16 protein-coding genes and 1 other annotated feature are annotated in these 19,067 nt (G+C 40.8%); of the genes, 10 read left to right on the top strand and 6 right to left on the bottom strand.

Features of this window, described 5'->3' with window-relative positions:
- Positions 1-3 precede the first annotated feature (3 nt).
- The 4 genes from B1K71_RS12690 to B1K71_RS12675 all read right to left on the bottom strand — a co-directional run bounded on the left by B1K71_RS12690 (position 4) and on the right by B1K71_RS12675 (position 6,034).
- Complete coding sequence (locus tag B1K71_RS12690; RefSeq protein WP_077327555.1) at positions 4-1,170, bottom strand: acetoin utilization protein AcuC; 1,167 nt, start codon at positions 1,168-1,170, stop codon at positions 4-6.
- Entirely contained in the window at positions 1,167-1,817 is a 651-nt protein-coding gene (locus B1K71_RS12685; RefSeq protein WP_077327552.1) for an acetoin utilization AcuB family protein, read from the bottom strand. Before B1K71_RS12685 ends, B1K71_RS12690 begins: the two co-directional genes overlap by 4 nt.
- Positions 1,818-2,471: a GNAT family N-acetyltransferase gene (locus tag B1K71_RS12680; protein WP_077327549.1), complete on the bottom strand. Its 654-nt coding sequence runs from the start codon at positions 2,469-2,471 to the stop codon at positions 1,818-1,820. It lies immediately after the preceding gene.
- Positions 2,472-3,031: 560 nt separating this feature from the next.
- On the bottom strand, positions 3,032-6,034 hold the full coding sequence (locus tag B1K71_RS12675; RefSeq protein WP_077327548.1) for a transglycosylase domain-containing protein: 3,003 nt from the start codon (positions 6,032-6,034) through the stop codon (positions 3,032-3,034).
- A 122-nt stretch (positions 6,035-6,156) separates the two neighbouring features.
- Positions 6,157-6,356 (top strand) — a binding site (T-box leader).
- 47 nt (positions 6,357-6,403) lie between these two features.
- Here B1K71_RS12675 and tyrS point away from each other — a divergent pair.
- From tyrS to B1K71_RS12655, 4 genes are all read left to right on the top strand, one after another.
- Positions 6,404-7,675, top strand: a complete 1,272-nt coding sequence (gene tyrS, locus B1K71_RS12670; RefSeq protein WP_077327544.1) for a tyrosine--tRNA ligase — start codon at positions 6,404-6,406, stop codon at positions 7,673-7,675.
- A 42-nt stretch (positions 7,676-7,717) separates the two neighbouring features.
- Positions 7,718-8,470, top strand: coding sequence for a Bax inhibitor-1/YccA family protein (locus B1K71_RS12665; RefSeq protein WP_077327541.1), 753 nt, complete (start codon positions 7,718-7,720; stop codon positions 8,468-8,470).
- A 204-nt stretch (positions 8,471-8,674) separates the two neighbouring features.
- Entirely contained in the window at positions 8,675-9,844 is a 1,170-nt protein-coding gene (locus B1K71_RS12660) for a YkvI family membrane protein (RefSeq protein ID WP_077327538.1), read from the top strand.
- Between the two features lie 165 nt (positions 9,845-10,009).
- Complete coding sequence (locus B1K71_RS12655; RefSeq protein WP_077327536.1) at positions 10,010-10,363, top strand: STAS/SEC14 domain-containing protein; 354 nt, start codon at positions 10,010-10,012, stop codon at positions 10,361-10,363.
- A gap of 156 nt (positions 10,364-10,519) precedes the next feature.
- Here the strand turns inward: B1K71_RS12655 and rpsD are convergent, their stop codons facing one another.
- Together rpsD and B1K71_RS12645 are read right to left on the bottom strand one after the other, a co-directional pair.
- The gene (rpsD, locus tag B1K71_RS12650) at positions 10,520-11,122 is read right to left on the bottom strand and encodes a 30S ribosomal protein S4 (protein WP_077327533.1); all 603 of its coding nucleotides are present in this window, start codon (positions 11,120-11,122) and stop codon (positions 10,520-10,522) included.
- 272 nt (positions 11,123-11,394) lie between these two features.
- A complete protein-coding gene (locus B1K71_RS12645) occupies positions 11,395-11,877 on the bottom strand; it encodes a GAF domain-containing protein (RefSeq protein WP_077327530.1) in 483 nt (160 codons plus the stop codon).
- Between the two features lie 116 nt (positions 11,878-11,993).
- Here B1K71_RS12645 and refZ point away from each other — a divergent pair, with 116 nt between their 5' ends.
- The 6 genes from refZ to B1K71_RS12615 all read left to right on the top strand — a co-directional run bounded on the left by refZ (position 11,994) and on the right by B1K71_RS12615 (position 19,062).
- Positions 11,994-12,599, top strand: a complete 606-nt coding sequence (refZ, locus tag B1K71_RS12640; protein WP_077327527.1) for a forespore capture DNA-binding protein RefZ — start codon at positions 11,994-11,996, stop codon at positions 12,597-12,599.
- 235 nt (positions 12,600-12,834) lie between these two features.
- Positions 12,835-14,526, top strand: a complete 1,692-nt coding sequence (gene ezrA / locus B1K71_RS12635) for a septation ring formation regulator EzrA (RefSeq protein WP_077327526.1) — start codon at positions 12,835-12,837, stop codon at positions 14,524-14,526.
- A gap of 193 nt (positions 14,527-14,719) precedes the next feature.
- The gene (locus B1K71_RS12630; RefSeq protein WP_077327523.1) at positions 14,720-15,859 is read left to right on the top strand and encodes a cysteine desulfurase family protein; all 1,140 of its coding nucleotides are present in this window, start codon (positions 14,720-14,722) and stop codon (positions 15,857-15,859) included.
- A 5-nt stretch (positions 15,860-15,864) separates the two neighbouring features.
- On the top strand, positions 15,865-17,067 hold the full coding sequence (thiI, locus tag B1K71_RS12625) for a tRNA uracil 4-sulfurtransferase ThiI (RefSeq protein ID WP_077327520.1): 1,203 nt from the start codon (positions 15,865-15,867) through the stop codon (positions 17,065-17,067).
- A 70-nt stretch (positions 17,068-17,137) separates the two neighbouring features.
- On the top strand, positions 17,138-17,338 hold the full coding sequence (locus B1K71_RS12620) for an alpha/beta-type small acid-soluble spore protein (protein ID WP_077327517.1): 201 nt from the start codon (positions 17,138-17,140) through the stop codon (positions 17,336-17,338).
- A gap of 119 nt (positions 17,339-17,457) precedes the next feature.
- Positions 17,458-19,062 carry an amidohydrolase gene (locus B1K71_RS12615; protein ID WP_077327514.1) on the top strand — a complete coding sequence of 535 codons (1,605 nt, stop codon included), beginning with the start codon at positions 17,458-17,460 and terminating at the stop codon, positions 19,060-19,062.
- Positions 19,063-19,067: the final 5 nt, after the last annotated feature.

Below are 19,067 nucleotides of genomic sequence, written 5' to 3'. Positions count from 1 at the left end.
AAATCATCTCTCCGTTTGTATATGATTGGTATACTTTAAAGCGTTCTGCAGCAGATTCGCGTTTTTATCCATAATTTCGTTTTTGCGTGGAATATTCGGAACAATGCTTCTATCATCGTGCCAGTTTTTCGGCAGTGCAACAGGAGCTTCCGGCTGCCATTGTCTAAGCCACGTTTCCGGTATCGGGCCGATTTGTTCAGATCCTGTTTTCATGACACTCCAAACTTGCGACCAGGCACGAGGAACGACCCGCCACATATCATATCCGCCTCCGCCAAGGGCAATCCATCGTCCCTCACAATATTCATGAGCAATTTCATGTGCCAGTTGTGGTATTTTGGCGTAACTCTCCATTGTAGTGCAAAGATGGGTGAGCGGATCGTATGTATGCGCGTCAGCCCCGTTCTGTGTTATGATAACGTCCGGCTTAAAATAGGCTGCAATATTCCGTATGGCGGATTCATAAACCTGCAAAAAAGATTCATCTTCTGTAAATGCATCAATAGGTATGTTGAATGAAAAGCCGTGGCCTTCTTTAATGCCGCGTTCATTTACATTTCCGGTTCCGGGGAAAAGATAGCGGCCAGTCTCATGGATTGATAATGTACAAACCTGTGGATCATCATAGAATGCCCATTGTACTCCATCACCATGATGAGCATCTGTGTCAATATATAATGCCCGAAGTCCATACTTTTTACGGATATATTTCAGCGCAACTGCCCCATCATTATAAATACAGAATCCACTTGCTTTTCGCTTGAACCCATGGTGGAGGCCGCCGCCAAGATTGAGTGCGTGTTCACTGTTGCCTTGCAACACCTGGTCGACCGCTGTAAGGGTACCTCCAACCAAATAACTGGATGCTTCATGCATCCCTTCAAATACAGGTGTATCTTCTGTGCCAAGTCCATATTCCAGTCCTTCATCAGGGTCGAGTCTGCCACTGCCAGCTTTCTGAACCGCCTCAACAAAACTTACATCATGAAAAAGACCGAGTTCTTCCATTGTCGCTTTTCGCGGCTTAATGATATTTTCGTTAGTCAGCAGACCGGATTGTTCCAATAACGCTTTTGATAATAGAACCCGTGTCTGATTAAAAGGATGATCCGAATGAAAATGGTAGTTTAAAAAGGCATCTGAAAAAACAAAGGCTGCATTGCAAGTCATAGGTTTGGCCCCGTATCAGCGGTTGGCCAGATTAACTCATATCCTGCTTCCCGGATATCATGAATAACTGGTAATGGATTCATAGTCTGAATGCGGAAAACAAGAATTTTATAGCTTGGATCATCTTTATATGGGTAGACTAACACAGATGTTATGTTGGTTTTTCGGGCTCCAAATATTGCTGCAACTTCAGGGAGAATCCCTGGTTTATGCGGGACTTTAACTTCAATATGGGAGCTTTGAACATTTGTACCGGTGATTTTAATTAACGTATGAAGCATATCCTTCTCTGTGATTAATCCAACCAGTTTATCATTGCTGACCACGGGAAGACATGCAAATTCTTCCTCATAGAATATCCCGGCTATTTCCTCTACAAAATCGAGAGGATGAACAGTAACTACCGGTTTACTCATAATCGTATGAATTTCATTTTGCAGTTCCGTATTTTCTTTATTTTTTTCAAAAATTGATGGCGACGCATCCCGGACATCCCGATCGGAAACAATTCCAATGACATTTTTCTTTTCATTAATAATGGGGATGTGACGGATTTTGTTTTCATGAAGCAGTTTTAATGCCTCTGCAATCAGTGCTGTTGGCGGCAGTGCTGTTACATCTGTCTTCATAATCTCTTCAACTAGCATTTACAACCCCTCCCTCATGTTGCGGTATTGATGCCGTTGTAAAAATCGGAGTTTATCAAATTGTTCAATGGACGATTCCGGTACGTTATTTCCAATTCTAACCATCAGGCAGTTTGCAGGATGGGAGATGATTTCCGGATCATCTGTTGGTGCGGGAACAAGTCCGCCTGCAGCCATCATCTTCTCCATCACTTTTCGGTAGTCCCAAACACTGAGGCGCGTACCATCTAAATCCCAGTGCCAATAGTATTCAGTGGAAATGACAATGTAATTTTCCATATAATCATCAAGCATCGATAGCTTCAGAAGTCCGGATGCAATACCGGCCCCCCGATATTCAGGTATGATTTCAATTGCACCAAGTTCAATCAGATCTTCCATTTTAAATTCGGACCACCGTTCCAGTGGATCCGGATGCAAATAAGTAACATACCCGATGATTGTATTTTCAGTCCTGGCAATAATGATGCGTCCTTCTTCAAAGTCGGCAATATTTTTGATTGCTTCGAATTGTTGCGGTGCGCGTCGAAATGCTGTTAAATGTTCATGGAAATCGTATTTCTGCAACTCGGAAGAAGGGACCGGCCCTTCAATTATGACAGAGCCTTTATCAGTTTTTCGTTCTGTTGAATGGTACGTTTTAACATGCTCCACATTTTCACCACCCTTAACTACTTTCATTATACAGGAGATTCGTCTGTATTTTTAGTAAAAAGCGGAAATTGACAAAGTAAAGGTAGTCTTGTCTTATTAGTGGCAGTAGTTTTGAAAAGCAATGCGGCGTTGGCGCTATCAACCTTCATCAGCGGGGAATCAACCTTTGTGGACGGTTATCGACCTTTAATAAGGGGAATCGACCTTCCTCAGCGGGGAATCAACCTTCGTGGACGGTTATCGACCTTTAATAAGGGGAAATCGACCTTCATCAGCAGGGTATCAACCTTCGTGGACGGTTATCGACCTTTAATAAGGGGAAATCGACCTTCCTCAGCAAGGTATCAACCTTCAACAGGAAAGAATCAACCATCGCGTTACAGGAATCAACCTACATTCATGTATATCAACCTTCACAGGCGGATAGACCGTAACCAGTGAAAAGTTCCACAACAATCCATCCATTGGTTTCAACAAATAAGAAACCCGTATCACCTTATTCGTGATACGGGATATCTTTACATTATATTGCCAACCGACCGTAACTGTTGTTGGGTCTATTAGTTGTTTTGTTTCTTATCTTCCGGTTTATCGTTATTACCGCCATTATTATCTCCATTGTTACCTGGTTTATCTGGCTTATCGGGTTTATCCGGTTTATCGGGCTTGTCAGGCTTATCGGGTTTATCCGGTTTATTTGGCTTGTCAGGTTTATCAGGTTTATTCGGCTTATCCGGCTTACCTTTATCTTTATCGTCCTTTTTGGATGGGTTACCGGAGACAGCCGATTTTGATGCGGATGATTCCATTCCGAAATAATCCACTGCACGGACGATATAAGCACCGCCTCCTGAAACGGAATAGCTTGTTCCGGTTGTGCTTCCAACTTTGCTGTATGAACCGCCAGGACTGGATGCTTTATAAATCCGGTAGCCAACTACATCATTGCTTCCGGATTTACTCCAGGATAAATTTCCCCCTGAAACGGAAACAGAAGATGGGGCGGAAGGTGCCTTACCATCATTATCGATTGAACCTGAACCAACATTGGATGATGGCAGGCCTATCTTGGACCATTTATCCCGGTTAGTGCGTGGGAACAGCTTGGATAAATCATTCAGTCTGTCCCAACCTTTTCGCTTCAAAAATTCCGGATTGAATGCAAGTCCGTTTCCTTGTGTAAACTCAGCCGGTGTATGCGGTCCTGCAACTACAGCCTGACCATTAACCATGACATAGGAGCCTTCTATTAAACTATCATCTTTCTTTGTAGGCACATACTTGGCATTAAACAGATCAGTCTGAATCAGACCGGCTTTTTTACATAGTTCAGATGGAAGCATTCCCGAAATGGCACAATAACTGCGGGAAACAATACCGCTTGGACGTTCAAAATTGTCCTGTGGTGCCACAAGGTCAGGGCGAATGTCTGAAGCCGCATTGATCAGTTCAGCCCACAGGTTGATATTACGGTTACTGTAACTAAGAGAACAACCTGCACATTTGATTGATTTAGGAATTTCATATCCCATCCATGTTCCGAAAGTGACATTTGGGTTTACACCCACAAACCATGTGTCTTGCCAAAAGTTTGACGTACCGGTTTTTCCTGCCCAGTCAACGCCGCTGTACTTTAACTGCGAGTTCAGGAATGTTGCTGTACCACTGTCAATGACATCACGCATCATATCAATGGTTAAATAGTTTGTTTGCGGTGAAAATACATCAACAGGCTTTTTTTTATGTTTGTAAATTACTTTTCCATCATTGGTAGTAATTTTTTGAATCAGGTAAGCATCGTTGAATTTCCCGTTATTGCCAAATGTACTGAATGCGTTCGTGTTTTCTTCCACACTTATTCCATACGTCGGCTGTCCAAGAGAAAGGGACAAGTTTGTCTGATCGCCTTTGGTAAGTGTCGTTATCCCCATTTTATCAATCAGGAAATTTTTGGCCGGATTTTGTTCAACAATTTTCCGGTATACTTTGGCTGCCGGAATGTTATAGGATTTCGCCAATGCTTTACGGGCTGAAACGATTCCGTGATAGGAACCCTGGATATAGTTGCTTGGGCTCCAGGCTTTTGGCATTCCTGGCATATAAAATTGCGTTTCTACATCGGCAATCGGTGTTCCCGGCTGGATTTTGCCCATTTCCATTGCCGGCGCATAATCAAGAATCGGTTTCATTGTACTTCCATTTGGACGTGGTGCCGTCATATAGTTAATCTGGTTATCTTGACTGTAATTTCTGCCGCCTATGAAACTAATAATTCTGCCGGTGCTGTTTTCAATCAGAATTCCACCAGTCTGGATTTTCTGGGTGATTGTTTTGGTTTCACCAGTTTCTGAATTAACAACCACATCGCCAGTCCAGGTAGGACCATATTGTTCATAGTTTTTTACGATTTTCTTAAATTTGTCATGAATCTTCTTATCTATTGTCGTATGGATTTTATAACCATTTTTACGCATGGCACGATCGGCAAGAATCTTGTACTCTTCCATCAATTTTTCATCTTTTTTCAGATCTTTTATAGAATATCCGTCTTGTTCAGCCAGGTATTCCATAATGATATCTTTGGCACGATCCTCTGCCTCAAACGTCAAGTATGGATATTTTTCAATTGTCGATTTTGACTCTTCAATAAAATCGGCGACAATATCATAGTTTATTGCTTTTTTGTATTGTTTTTTTGTAATATAACTTGCATCAAGCATACGTTCAAGTACCGTTTTCATTCTGTTTATTCCAGGCTGCAATCCTTCTTTGTTCTTTAATCCGCCACTATTTTTAAATGGGGTATAATAGGATGGGCTTTGCGGGAGCCCGGCCAGGAAGGCTGCTTGTGGTAAATTCAGCTTTGATGCATCTTTGCCAAAAATACCTTGTGCAGCGGTTTGAATTCCGGCTATGTTATTACCGGAAGCATCGCGTCCGTATGGGATAATATTCAAATAGGCTTCCAGTATTTCGCCTTTGTCAAAAAAACGCTCCAACCGCATAGCAATTAATATTTCTTTTGCTTTTCGTTCAAAAGATACTTCATTTGTCAGAATTTGGTTTTTGACAAGCTGCTGGGTAAGTGTGCTTCCTCCTGATTGTAAGGGAGCATTTGTGACCTGTTGTACAACCGCTCTGACAATCGCTTTTGGCACGACTCCTTCATGCATTCTAAAGTTCCTGTCCTCTGTTGCGATTACAGCTTGAATCAGCTTATCGGAAACATTATCAAGCGAGACTTCTTCTCTATGTATATCAGAACGTACATCGCCAAAATAGTTACCGCCAGCAAAATATAGTTTTGACGTCTCCTCATAGTTATAAATATCTTTCTTCATACTTGCGTAACTTCGAACAGGCTCATCTTTTACAAGGGAGGCAAAATAACCTGCCCCTAATCCGCCAGCGAAAAAGAAACCTATCAGTCCAATAATAAGAAAAATCAGGATTACGTTCCATAGGACATCATAGGTAATTCTGGATGTCCGTTGAATTTTCCCAGCGTGCCAGGCATCTTTTACTTTCTGCATATATTTTTGAAGCAATTCTTTATAATTCACTATAAAACCTCCTAAATTCCACAATCTATTATAGCATAGCAGGTTGAATTGGTGTATAATAATTTGTAACTGCCTATTGCGTTTAAATGCGTGGTGTGGTATGAATAAATCATAATGAAACGAAATACGCAATGAAAGATAACAGTAGTGTTGCATTTCCCTTTTTCAGCGAGCTGACGGTTGGTGGAAGTCGGTAAACAAATGCAGGCGAATTACAATTCCGGAGCGTCTTTTTCAAGACGGTGAGAACCATCGTTAACAATCCCAAAGTGACACATGTGTGTAACAAGGGTGGTACCGCGAGCGTAAACTCGTCCCTTTCAGGAGGGATGGGTTTTTTTAATTTTATAGAAAAGAGGAGTAGGTTACATGGATATTTTAAAGGATCTGGATAAGCGAAATCTTATTCATCAAACAACAGATGACAAAGGACTGAAAAAACATCTTGATGAGAATCAGGTGACTGTATATTGCGGGTTTGATCCAACAGCTGACAGTCTGCACATTGGGCATTTAGTACCGATCACCATGCTGAAGAGATTTCAGCGTGCAGGACACAGACCAATTGCTTTAATTGGCGGAGGGACTGGTATGATAGGTGATCCGAGTGGCCGCTCCAGTGAACGTTCCCTGAATGAAGCATCTGTTGTAAAAGGATATAGTGAAAAAATAAAGCAGCAACTTGCAAAGCAGCTTGATTTTGATAATGGATCAAATGCGGCTGTCGCAAGAAACAACCATGACTGGCTGGCCAGCATGACGGTTATTGACTTTCTTCGTGATGCGGGGAAGCATTTTGGCATTAACTACATGCTTGGGAAAGAATCCGTTTCCGCGAGAATTGAACAGGGTATATCTTACACTGAGTTCAGTTATATGATTTTGCAGTCACTGGACTTCATGAAATTGTATGAACAGGAAAACTGTACATTGCAAATAGGTGGAAGTGATCAGTGGGGAAATATAACAGCCGGTATGGAACTGATACGGAGATCAAGAGAAAATGCGGATGATGAAATAAATGTATTCGGATTGACCGTTCCATTGATTACGAAGGCAGATGGCACGAAATTCGGTAAAACCGCCGGTGGTGCAATTTGGCTTGATCCCGATAAAACGTCACCTTATGAGTTTTACCAATTCTGGGTGAATACCGATGATCGCGATGTTATGAAGTTTATAAAATACTTTACATTTATGGATGACGAAGAGATGGAACATTTGCAGCAGGAATTGGAGAACCATCCGGAACAACGTCTTGCACAGAAACGGCTGGCTGAAGAGATGACAAAGGAAGTGCATAGCCAGGAAGCACTGGAACAGGCACAGCGTATCACTGCGTCCTTATTCAGCGGTGACTTAAAGGAACTGACAGGGGCAGATATTGAACAGGGATTCAAAGATGTTCCGGCGTTTGAAATGGAGAAAGAGGATGTCGGTTTGATAGACCTGCTTGTAAACAGTTCGATATCTTCCTCCAAAAGACAGGCAAGGGAAGACATTAATAATGGCGCGATATACATTAATGGTACAAGGGAACAGGACATGAAATATGTCGTCACTTCAGATGATCGGATTGATGATAAATTTACGATTATCAGACGGGGCAAGAAAAAATATTTTCTGATTCGTTATCAATAATCGTAACGATATATAAATAGGAAATAAAAGGGGTGAAGATCTATGGCTGGGATTGGTTCTTATTCACAAACCGCAAATCCGGCATGGAGCAATAAAGCATTTCGACCGGGCGATTTCACTTCCAAGCGCATGACACTCCAGGGAACCATCAACAGGACCTTTTTACTTACAATGGCACTGCTTATCGCAGCAGCGTTTACCTGGAATCAGTCTTTCAACGGCAATCAATCATTGGTAACGGGGCTTCTTGTATTCGGACTGATTGCAGGGTTCATTCTTGCGCTTATTACCATATTTATACCGAAAGCCGCACCATTTACTTCCATCCCGTACGCATTGGCGGAGGGGCTGGTTCTTGGCGGTATTTCGGCAAGGTATGAATCACTTTATGATGGCGTAACGATGCAGGCTGCGTTATTGACATTTGGAGTATTACTCTTAATGCTCCTGTTTTATAAAACGGGGCTGATTAAGGTGACCAAAAAATTCCGGATCGGCGTGCTTTGTGCAACAGGAGCTATTATGCTTGCTTACCTGATAACCTTTATTATGCGGTTGTTTGGTGTGCATGATATTTTTTATATGCACAGCAGCGGACCAATCGGAATTTTGATAAGTGTCGGTATCGTTATTGTGGCTGCACTGAATCTTGCACTGGATTTTGATCTGATTGAAAGAGGTGTGAAGCGCAACGCCCCTAAGCATATGGAATGGTATGGAGCATTTGGGCTCATGGTAACACTGGTATGGCTGTACCTCGAAATTTTGCGTTTAATTTCCAAATTGAGAAGGTAACTGGTAATCACCGGAATGCAATGCGTTCCGGTGATTTTATATTATTTATTAAAGGTTGAATTATTGGAATTTTCTTGACCCGATCTAACCCGTGTGCTAAATTTAAATGGAACATAGTAAGACAGGTTTTAACTCGAATGATTAATCAATTGGAAGGGGGATAGCGGGGGAGAGGAAGAATTTGGATTATAAGGGGGAAACAGGATGAGCGAACAGACAAAGGGTAAAAAGAGTTTCTTTGATGGCAAATTTGGAAGATTCATTTTGCCGGCCATTATCCTCCAATCCACCCTGATTGGAGGAGGGTACGCAACTGGGCGTGAGATTGTTGCATATGGTGCGAAATTTGGTTCACTCGGTTGGATTGCAGGTCTGGCAATCTTTTTAGGATTCGGACTTATGGCATTTCTGATGTTTGAAGTTGCCAGGATTTTTAGGGCGTATGATTATAAGTCGATGGTAAAAAATTTAATTGGTCCATTTTGGTTTTTGTTCGATATTATCTATTTATTACTTGCAGTATTGATTATTTCCATTATGGCTGCGGCTACCGGATCAATCGTAGAAAGCACCCTGGGTATTAATTACTGGGTTGGGGTTGTTGGTATTGCTGTTATTGTCGGCATACTTAACCTGTATGGTGAACGGTTGATTGAACGCTTTGAAACATATGGCACAATCGCATTAATGCTCGGTTATATTATTTTTGGAATTATGGTAATCAGTTCAACCTGGGATGAGGCAATGCAGGTATTTGCGAACGGTGATACCAGTTATGTGAGTGATTTCAGTATCTGGACCATTATTTGGAGCGGAATCATTTACGTTGGTTATAACCTTGCTGTTTATCCTGCTGCGTTATTTACAGTGAAAAGACAAAAGTCAATGAAAGATACAATTGTATCCGGCATTGTTGCCGGTGTATTGATGACCTTGCCGTGGTTCCTCACGTATTTTGCCCTGATGGGATTCTATCCATCTGAAGATATATTTGGAGCAGAAATTCCATGGCTGCAAATGCTGAATGGATATGGAACATGGGTTGTTGTTCTGTTTGGAATTGTTGTCGGCTGGACATTAATTGAAACAGCTACAGGGATGATCCATGCATTTATCGAGAGACTGGATAATAATTTGGAAGAACTCGGGAAAAAGAAACTCTCCAAAAAGCAAAGCGGCCTTGTTGCATTTATAACTCTTGCCGCATCTGTACTTCTGGCGGAGGTTGGAATTATGGATCTTGTATCTAAGGGATATACGGCACTTGGTTATGGAATGCTGATTGTTTTTGGATTGCCTTTAATAACAGTTGGTCCATATAAAATTTTTAAACACTTTAAGGAAAAGAAAAGTAAAGTCAATACGGTAGCATAAACTGTGCATAAAAACCGTGTTACAAGCAGATTATTTGTTTGTGACACGGTTTTTTATTCGAAAAAATTCGGGCGGCTCCCAGCACCGCCCGAAATTTATTAAGACGTTTTATTCTTGGCTAAAAGTGGAATGATTAGACAAAGATGAAAATGAAGGGATGAAATTATGCTGGAAGTAAACGGAAGGGAACAAGGAGATGTGTTGGAAGTTACAACTGAGGGTACAGCGACACAAGAGGACTTGCAAAAATTTAAAGACGCTTTGAAATCAAAGAAGATGCAGGAGGAACCGTTTAATATTTTGTTTGTTTTCAAAAATATTGAAGGCAATACCGCAAAAGCAATGTTGGAAGCTTGGAAGGTGGTTCCTTATTTGAAGAGCATTAAAAAGAGTGCCATTGTGGCGGATGAATCGTTTATGGGTCTTAATGAAAATCTTGAAAAGCTCATTCCGGGTGTGGAAATCATTCAGTATCCGATGGAAGAACTCGAATCTGCCAGAAAGTGGGTCCGTGCATAATATAATGCAGATACAAAAAAGAAGGAAATAGATGATCATCAGTCCATTTCCTTCTTTTTAGTTTCACATTACATTAAAAACTCTCAACTCCTTAATGCCTAAGGGAGTTGAGAGTTTTAACAAAGCATGAAATTTTAATTCTGCAATGTACCAAACTTAACGTGAGTAGTACTCTACGATAAGCGCTTCGTTGATTTCAGCCGGAAGTTCGGAACGTTCAGGGTAGCGTGTATAGCTTCCTTCCAGTTTGTCGGCATCAAATGAAATGTATTCTGGTACGAAGTTGTTTACCTCGATTGCCTCTTTAATGATGTCCAGATTTTGAGACTTTTCACGCAGTCCGATTACCTGACCAGGTTTGACCGCATATGATGGGATGTCAACGCGTTTTCCATCTACAGTTACATGTCCATGGTTTACAAGCTGACGGGATTGTCTGCGTGTACGTGCAAGTCCAAGTCGATAAACTAAGTTATCCAATCTTGATTCAAGCAGAATCATGAAGTTTTCACCATGAACACCTTTCATTTTACCCGCTTTGTTAAACAGGTTACGGAATTGACGTTCGTTCAATCCGTACATAAAGCGCAATTTCTGCTTTTCTTGTTGTTGCAGACCGAATTCTGAAATTTTCTTGCGTTGGTTTGGTCCATGCTGACCAGGAGCATATGGACGCTTATCAAGTTCTTTACCGGTACCGGTTAAAGAAATGCCAAGACGACGTGACTTTTTCCAAATGGAATCTGTATAACGTGACATGAGACATTTCCTCCTTTTTGTTTTATTTGCATAAAATAAAACCGCGTGTCCCACAATCGCCATGTATTTTGTTTTCATGTACCATCGCTCCAGCAGCCGAGAGTTACGCGATACACCTCAAAGTGAGGAACAAAATAACATAAACGCAGGTTCACATAAGCTACCTTTTTATTTTACACAAAGAGTATTATATTAGTTTTCATAGTAGAAGTCAATCATATCTCTATTTTTCAGGGGATTTTTTACGAAAAAATCCCCTGAAATGAAAAAAACTATTTCCCAAATCCTTCGACAATCTTTCCAAACTTTTCAAGGTATTCCCGATCGGTCTCATCAAAACGGTTTGTACTTGGGCTGTCGATATCCAAAACACCAAAGATTTCACCGTTAACCTTCAATGGGATGACAATCTCAGATTTACTTGCACTGTCACAGGCGATATGCCCCGGGAATTTCGTAACATCTTCGACAACCTGGGACTCCCCTGTACTGATGGCTGTTCCACAAACACCTTTTCCATAATCAATCCGCAGACAGGCCGGCAGCCCCTGGAATGGTCCCAGTACAAGCTGGTCTTCCTTCCACAGATAAAATCCTACCCAATTCACATCGTGCAAAAACTGATTCAACAGTGCCGATGCATTGGAAAGATTCGCAATTACATCGTTTTCGTCCTCTGTCAATGCTGTAAGTTGTTTTAATAACATTTCGTAGTCTTTTACTTTTTCACCTGAATATGCTGTCGTCTGAAACATGGTCACATTATCCTCTCATTGCCTGGTATTTCGACATTTGTGTGGGTATTTGTCGATAGAAAATTGAAGGATAAATCTTCAATTTGTCGTAATTTTAATATAAGGAGATGAATTTAATGATAAAATATCCTACAAAACAAAAAGTCGTCGATGCCGCTTCCCAATTATTTTTTCAAAACGGGTTTCATGGAACTTCTGTACGTGATATTGCTGATAAAGCAACTGTAAATGTTTCATTAATAAGTTACTATTTTAAAAGCAAGCAAGGGTTGCTGGAACATGCTGTTACACACTATTATGAAGCATATCTTGAAACAATAGAGGAGACGCTGAAAAAAAACGAATCCGAAGAACCGATAACCTGCCTGAAAAAAATGGTTGAAGCTATTATACAGTACAAGCAAAGCAACCATCAATTTTCATGTTTCATTCACCGGGAACTTTCTCTTGATTCGGTATTTGTACGGGAGATGACAGTGACCTATCTTGCCAAGGAAAATTACTTCATCAAAAATGCATTTTTTGATGCCCTTTCAGGCAGTGGCAAATCGTTTGATCGGCAATTTTTATTGATGCAATTAAAAGGGATGCTGATTACGCCATATATTTTGCAGCATGAATGGAAAAATCAGGTGATTGGGGAAAGATCACATGGCATTTTTGCCCAAAAGTATATTCGAACCATTGAAGAGTGGCTGGATTATGTGATTAAACAAGCATAGAGTTTTGTTAATTTATGTATATTTTTTTGTGTATAACGCTGCTTGCATAAAAAAATTTGTCAAAATCACAATTTAATTGTATTTTTTTAGCCAAAAATGCAATTTACATGGTATCATAAGTATAATTACGACATAACTTCGGGTGTTTTGTTGATTAATTCGGCAAATCCTGTTCTTCTTAGAGAACTCATCGATAGATTACCCTCTTATTTGAAATACAGTCAGGAGGCATTTTATGGCTTACATCATTGGCATCATACTGATAATTATTGCACTGATTATTGCAGGACTAATACTTAGAAAACGGATTTATGATGAGGTAGACAGGTTGGAAGCCTGGAAAATGGATATTATGAATCGAAACATTGCTTCTGAGATCAGCCGTATTAAAAATTTAAATTTGTCCGGTGAAACACAGGAGAAATTCGAATCCTGGAGAGAGCGCTGGGAACTGATTGTTACGAAAGAGCTGCCCGATATAGAGGAATATTTATTTGATTCCGAAGCAGCAGCGGACAGATATCGATTTTCCAAAGCTAAAAAGATGTTACGTAAAACAGAAGAAGTGCTCCAGTCAATTGAAGATGAAATCGAAAAAATGCTTGCTGAATTGAACGAGTTAATGGAATCTGAGGAATCGAGCCGAAAAGAAATAGAACAAATTCAGCCAACTATAAAAGCTTTACGGAAACAACTTTCCCAAAATCGTTATCAGTACGGAAATGCAGAAGAATATTATGATTCGGAAATTGATGGAATGGAAAAACAACTCACGCAGTACAATGAATTGGTGGGATCAGGGAACTATTCGGATGCACGCCACTTGGTCGAAGAGTTGAAGCAGGATCTTGACAATCTCCAAACGCAAATGGAAGATTTCCCTGCCTTGTACACAGCGTGCAAAAATGATCTTCCTCAACAGTTAAACGAGCTCTTGAACGGATTGAAAGGTATGAAAGATGATGGCTATCGTGTAGAACACTTCGGATTTGAGAAGGAAATACATAAGTATCAGCATCGGTTGAAAGATTGTGTAAGTGCCTTGGATCAGGGAGAAGAAGAACTTGCAAAAGAAATGAAGAATGAGATAGAAGAGCGAATGGCGGAAATGTATCAGCTGCTTGAGAAAGAAGCTGTTGCCCGCAATTATATGGAAAATAAAATTCCGGTATATCGGGAAGAACTGGAAACCCTGGAAAACGATTTTCTGATCACTAAGGAAGAAGTGGACGAGCTGCAGAAAGCATATTATTTCGAGGACAGTGATATGGAAAAGTACCTCGTTCTTGACAAGGCCATTGGGCAGCTGAAAAAACAGCTGCATATGATTAACGATGAAATGGAACAAGAAATGGAAACTTCACATTCCAAACTAAGGTCTGAATTGGAAAATGGCTTTCAGCAGGTAGAAGAGCTTCAAAAACAGCACGATGATTTCAGGAAACAAATTAAAAATCTGCGGAAAGATGAAGTGACGGCGAAAGAAAAACTTGCTGATATGAAGGATGATTTATATCAAATCAATCGCCGTTTAAGTAAGAGCAATATTCCCGGAGTTCCAGGTTTTATTTGGACCCTGATGGAAGATGCATCGAATAAGAATGTCCGGGTATTGGATGTGCTGGACAAACAGCCCCTTGACATCACAGAAGTGCAAAAGGCATTATCAGATGCAGAATCCAGTGTGAATCAAGTAGCGGAACAAACAGATATGGTACTTGATCAAGCTTATTTGACCGAACAGGTAATACAGTATGCAAACAGGTATCGCAGTCAGTACCCTGTATTATCCGCAAAATTATCGGAATCGGAGCGGTTATTTCGTTCATACGAGTATGAACTGGCACTGGAACAAGCTGCAAAGGCCGTTGAAGAAGTGGAACCCGGAGCATTGAAACGGATTGAGGAATACCAAGCAGCAAACTAAATAATTGTAAAGACATATCGATTGAAATATGATTAGCAATAAGGGAAATGATTAAATGAGGGGCTGTCTTAAGAATTGGGTATGCAAATAACCTGTTTCTGAGTCAGCCTTCATTATTTTATATTAAAAGCTAGCTAAACAATGCGGCAGCCGTAGAACTTATGCGAAAGATTTTCTTAAAGGAGCATTTATTATGATTTATCTGGATAATAGTGCAACAACGAAACCTGACAAGGCTGTACTGAATAGTTATTATAAGGCCGCGGAAAGTTTTTTTGCCAATCCGTCAAGTATTCATCAACTAGGCGGCAAATCGGAAGCGCTCTTGCAAAAGTCAAGAGAACAGGCATCATCTCTGCTGGGAGTACAGCCTGAGGAAATTGTCTTCACATCAGGGGGAACAGAGGGAAATAACCTTGCCATTAAAGGCTTTGTATATAAACACCGGGGACGCGGTAAACACATTATTACAACTGAAATTGAACATCCGTCTGTTTATGAAACCTGCAGGAATCTGGAACAGGATGGATTCAGTGTGACCTATTTACCTGTAGACAATAATGGAAGGATATCAATCGATACCTTAAAAAAAGCCATTCGGGATGATACGATACTCATTAGTATTATGCATGTAAATAATGAACTTGGCACAATTCAGCCGGTAAAAGAAATTGGTGAAATTGCCAGGCAGTATCCAAAACTTGCTTTTCACGTTGATCATGTTCAGGGAATCAGTAAAGTTCCTTTGCAGCTGAAGGACAGCGGAATTGATTTTTGTACGATTTCAGGTCATAAAATTCATGGACTGAAAGGAACAGGAATTTTATATGTTAACCAGCGAATGAAGATAACTCCTTTATTCCATGGCGGAAATCAGGAGCGTTCGCTGAGATCCGGTACAGAAAATCTTGCAGGTGCTGTGTCCATGGTTAAGGCATTGCGGTTAATTCGGGAGCGTGAAGGTGAAGGAGTCAAGCATTTGTATAAGCTTCAGAAAAAACTGGTCAACAATCTGAAAATAATGGATGGGGTGGTTGTTAATACACCTTCAGCAGCAGCCCCTCATATAATGAATATTTCAGTGCCTGGAATAAAACCTGAAGTTATTATTCATATGCTTGGTGAGCTGGAAATTTATATTTCAACAAAATCAGCTTGTTCTTCCAAACAATCGGATAAAAGCAAAATATTATCTGCATGCGGATTAGGGACAGACCGTTCCACATCAGCATTGCGAATAAGTATGTCTTTTGATACAACTGAAACTGAAATTGAACAATTCCTGCAATCGCTGGAACAAGCAATTCAAAAATTTAAAGCAGTAATGAGGTAGATAGTATGGAATATGATCATATATTAATTCGCTACGGTGAAATGGCCCTAAAAGGAAAAAACAGAAAACGGTTTATTATACAGCTTCAAAACAATCTGAAAAGCAAATTGAAGGAATTTCCAGGTGTAAAGGTAAAACGGACCCAAGGCAGGATGTTTGTCTTACTGAATGGACATGAGCCGGATCCGGTTATGGAAACATGCAAAAACGTCTTTGGAATTCAAAGTCTCAGCCTTGCTGTTAAAGTACCCAATGAAGCAGAGGATATAAAAAGTGCGGCATTATGGGCACTTACCAACAGCGAACAGACCCGGACATTTAAAATTTCCGTCAAACGGATTGATAAAACCTTTCCAATCCGCTCGCAGGATATGAATCAGGTACTTGGGGGACATTTACTTCAAAACACAGAAGGGTATACCGTTGATGTTCATCATCCGGATTTGGAAATCAAAGTGGAAATCAGGAACGAAGCCACCTACCTGACATCAAATGTTGTTAAAGGACTTGGAGGTTTGCCTGTTGGCACATCGGGTAAATCTTTGTTGCTTTTATCGGGCGGTATTGATAGTCCTGTTGCAGGTTTTCTGGCGATGAAACGTGGTGTGCAGATAGAAGCGATACATTTCCATTCGCCGCCATTTACCAGTGATCGTGCCAAACAGAAAGTGCTGGACTTGGCTGAGAAACTTACCAAATACGGAAATGCGGTAAATGTGCATGTCGTTCCATTTACAAAGCTGCAGCAGCATATTTTTCGCACGATGCCGGACGGATATGCCATGACAATTATGCGCAGGATGATGTTTCGCATCAGTGAGAAGGTCTGTACAAAACAGTCAATTCTTTCCATGACAACCGGTGAAAGCCTTGGACAGGTTGCGAGTCAGACAATGGAAAGCATGAATGCTATAAATGAGGTTACGACAATACCAATTATTCGTCCGTTAGTTGCGATGGACAAGGATGATATCGTACAAGTTTCCAGGAAAATTAATACGTATGATATTTCAATCAGACCATATGAAGATTGCTGTACGATATTCGTGTCAAAATCACCGAAAACAAGACCAGGCAGGGAAAAAATCAATCAATTTGAGTCCCAGGAAGATTTTACGGAATTGATTGACGAAGCAGTTAATGGAATCGAAGTGATAAAACTGACGGGAGAAAAGAAGACAGAAGATGAATTTAGCGATTTGTTTTGATTTACAGCAACTACCAGTTTAAAATTCCTCCAACCTTCAAACTCTATAAGTACCAAGGAGGTGATTGAACATGGCTAACAATAACTCAAATCAAATCCTGGTACCTGGCGTAGAGCAGGCACTGGATCAAATGAAAATGGAAATTGCATCAGAATTTGGTGTGCAGCTAAGTGCTGACAACACTTCACGCGCGAATGGTTCAGTTGGCGGAGAAATTACGAAGCGTCTTGTTCAAACAGCTGAACAGCAATTTGGCGGTATGCAACAATAATAACAAAATAAAATTGGATTCGGGCTGTTCCCAAAAAATCGGGAGCAGCCCTTGATTTTTAGGGCTTAAATCGGTAAAGTTTTTATAAAGGTATGGAACTATTTAACCGGGGGGATTAGATGGGAAGACTTTGGTTTGGCGGTTCAATTTATACAATGGAAAATGAAGGGGATGCTGTGGAGGCCGTGTATACTGAAGGCGGCTTTATAAAGGCAGTCGGGACATACGAGCGCCTGTATCATGATTATTTTGACAGGATAGACAACGAGGTGAACCTGAAAGGAAAAATGATGCTTCCAGGGCTGATAGACAGTCATTTACATATTATTCAGTACGGGGAAAAATTGCTTCGTCTCGATTTATCACAGATGAAGTCGTCAGCTGAAGTGAAGGAAGCGTTAATGAATCGTACAGCTAACTTAGCTGAAGGTGAATGGCTAATCGGGGAAGGCTGGAATGAAAATCAGTGGGATGAACCAGTCATTTTATCAAGAAAAGAATTGGATGATATTTGTCCGGATAATCCGATGATGCTCTCAAGGGTTTGCCGGCATGCCTTACTGGCTAACTCAAAGGCTATGGAATTATCCCAGGTTACCAGTGATACTCCTGATCCACAAGGCGGCATTATTATGCGCAATGAAAAGGGATATCCGGAAGGCTACTTTATGGATACTGCTCAGGATTTAATAAAAGCCTCGATGCCGGAAGTTTCCCAGGAATATTTGCAGCAGGTTATCAAGATTGCAGTGGATGATTTGCTATCCAAAGGTTTGGTTGGCGGGCATAGTGAGGATTTGAATTACTATGGAGGGTTTAACAAGACATATCAGGCATTTATGCACGCGGTTAACGGAAATAATAAAAAATTCAAAGCCCATTTGCTTGTTCACCATGAAGTCTTGGATAATATGATTGAAGAGAATTTAGGATTTTTGGATGGTACTACATATATTGAATTAGGTGCAGTAAAGATTTTTTCAGACGGTGCGTTGGGTGGACGCACTGCATGGCTGAGCAGTGACTATAATGATGATGCCGGGAATGCAGGTGTCGCAATTCACAGTATCGAGAATCTTGAAAAAATTGTACAAAAGGCGAGAAAATACGGCCTTCCCATTGCAGTTCACGCTATTGGCGACCGGGCTGCAGAAGTAATTATATCGTTCATGAAAAAGTATCCGTTGCAAAATGGTGCACGGGATCGCTTAATCCACGGACAAATGCTGAATGAGCGGGCATTGAAAACATTGTCTGAATTACCGGTGATTGTAGACATTCAGCCCTCTTTTGTTGCATCTGATTTTCCATGGGTGCTTGACAGGATTGGGAAGGATAGACTGGAATTTGCATATGCCTGGAAGAAAATGCTTGATGAAGGTGTAATTTGTGCCGGTGGGTCTGACGCCCCGATTGAGGAGCCCAATCCGCTTCTGGGCATCCAGGCTGCTGTTCTGCGAAAATCAACCTTTGACGGGAATGAATATTTGCCTGACGAAAAACTGTCCTTATTTGATGCTGTACGATTGTATACAGTTGGAAGTGCACATGCTATCAGCCAGGAAAATTATCGTGGCATCATAAAAGAAGGATATACAGCTGACTTTACCATTTTGGAGGAGGATATTTTTCAAACTGATCCGGTAAAACTTCACGAAACAGAAGTCTCCATGACCGTAGTGGATGGTGATATTGTATATGAAAAAACGCCATACCGGCTTTAACAAGC

Source organism: Virgibacillus siamensis (assembly GCF_900162695.1).
GTDB lineage: Bacteria > Bacillota > Bacilli > Bacillales > Amphibacillaceae > Lentibacillus > Lentibacillus siamensis_A.
The sequence above is the reverse complement of the archived record's forward strand: the minus strand, read 5'-3'. Positions and strand labels throughout refer to the sequence as shown.

Bases quoted from the DNA above. Each gene is read 5' to 3' on its own strand.
- B1K71_RS12660 (WP_077327538.1), top strand. From the start codon at position 8,675: ATGAGCGAACAGACAAAGGGTAAAAAGAGTTTCTTTGATGGCAAATTT.
- ezrA (WP_077327526.1), top strand. From the start codon at position 12,835: ATGGCTTACATCATTGGCATCATACTGATAATTATTGCACTGATTATT.
- B1K71_RS12630 (WP_077327523.1), top strand. From the start codon at position 14,720: ATGATTTATCTGGATAATAGTGCAACAACGAAACCTGACAAGGCTGTA.
- rpsD (WP_077327533.1), bottom strand. From the start codon at position 11,122: ATGTCACGTTATACAGATTCCATTTGGAAAAAGTCACGTCGTCTTGGC.
- B1K71_RS12690 (WP_077327555.1), bottom strand. From the start codon at position 1,170: ATGACTTGCAATGCAGCCTTTGTTTTTTCAGATGCCTTTTTAAACTAC.
- B1K71_RS12655 (WP_077327536.1), top strand. From the start codon at position 10,010: ATGCTGGAAGTAAACGGAAGGGAACAAGGAGATGTGTTGGAAGTTACA.
- B1K71_RS12620 (WP_077327517.1), top strand. From the start codon at position 17,138: ATGGCTAACAATAACTCAAATCAAATCCTGGTACCTGGCGTAGAGCAG.
- B1K71_RS12665 (WP_077327541.1), top strand. From the start codon at position 7,718: ATGGCTGGGATTGGTTCTTATTCACAAACCGCAAATCCGGCATGGAGC.
- B1K71_RS12645 (WP_077327530.1), bottom strand. From the start codon at position 11,877: ATGTTTCAGACGACAGCATATTCAGGTGAAAAAGTAAAAGACTACGAA.
- refZ (WP_077327527.1), top strand. From the start codon at position 11,994: ATGATAAAATATCCTACAAAACAAAAAGTCGTCGATGCCGCTTCCCAA.
- tyrS (WP_077327544.1), top strand. From the start codon at position 6,404: ATGGATATTTTAAAGGATCTGGATAAGCGAAATCTTATTCATCAAACA.
- thiI (WP_077327520.1), top strand. From the start codon at position 15,865: ATGGAATATGATCATATATTAATTCGCTACGGTGAAATGGCCCTAAAA.
- B1K71_RS12685 (WP_077327552.1), bottom strand. From the start codon at position 1,817: ATGCTAGTTGAAGAGATTATGAAGACAGATGTAACAGCACTGCCGCCA.
- B1K71_RS12615 (WP_077327514.1), top strand. From the start codon at position 17,458: ATGGGAAGACTTTGGTTTGGCGGTTCAATTTATACAATGGAAAATGAA.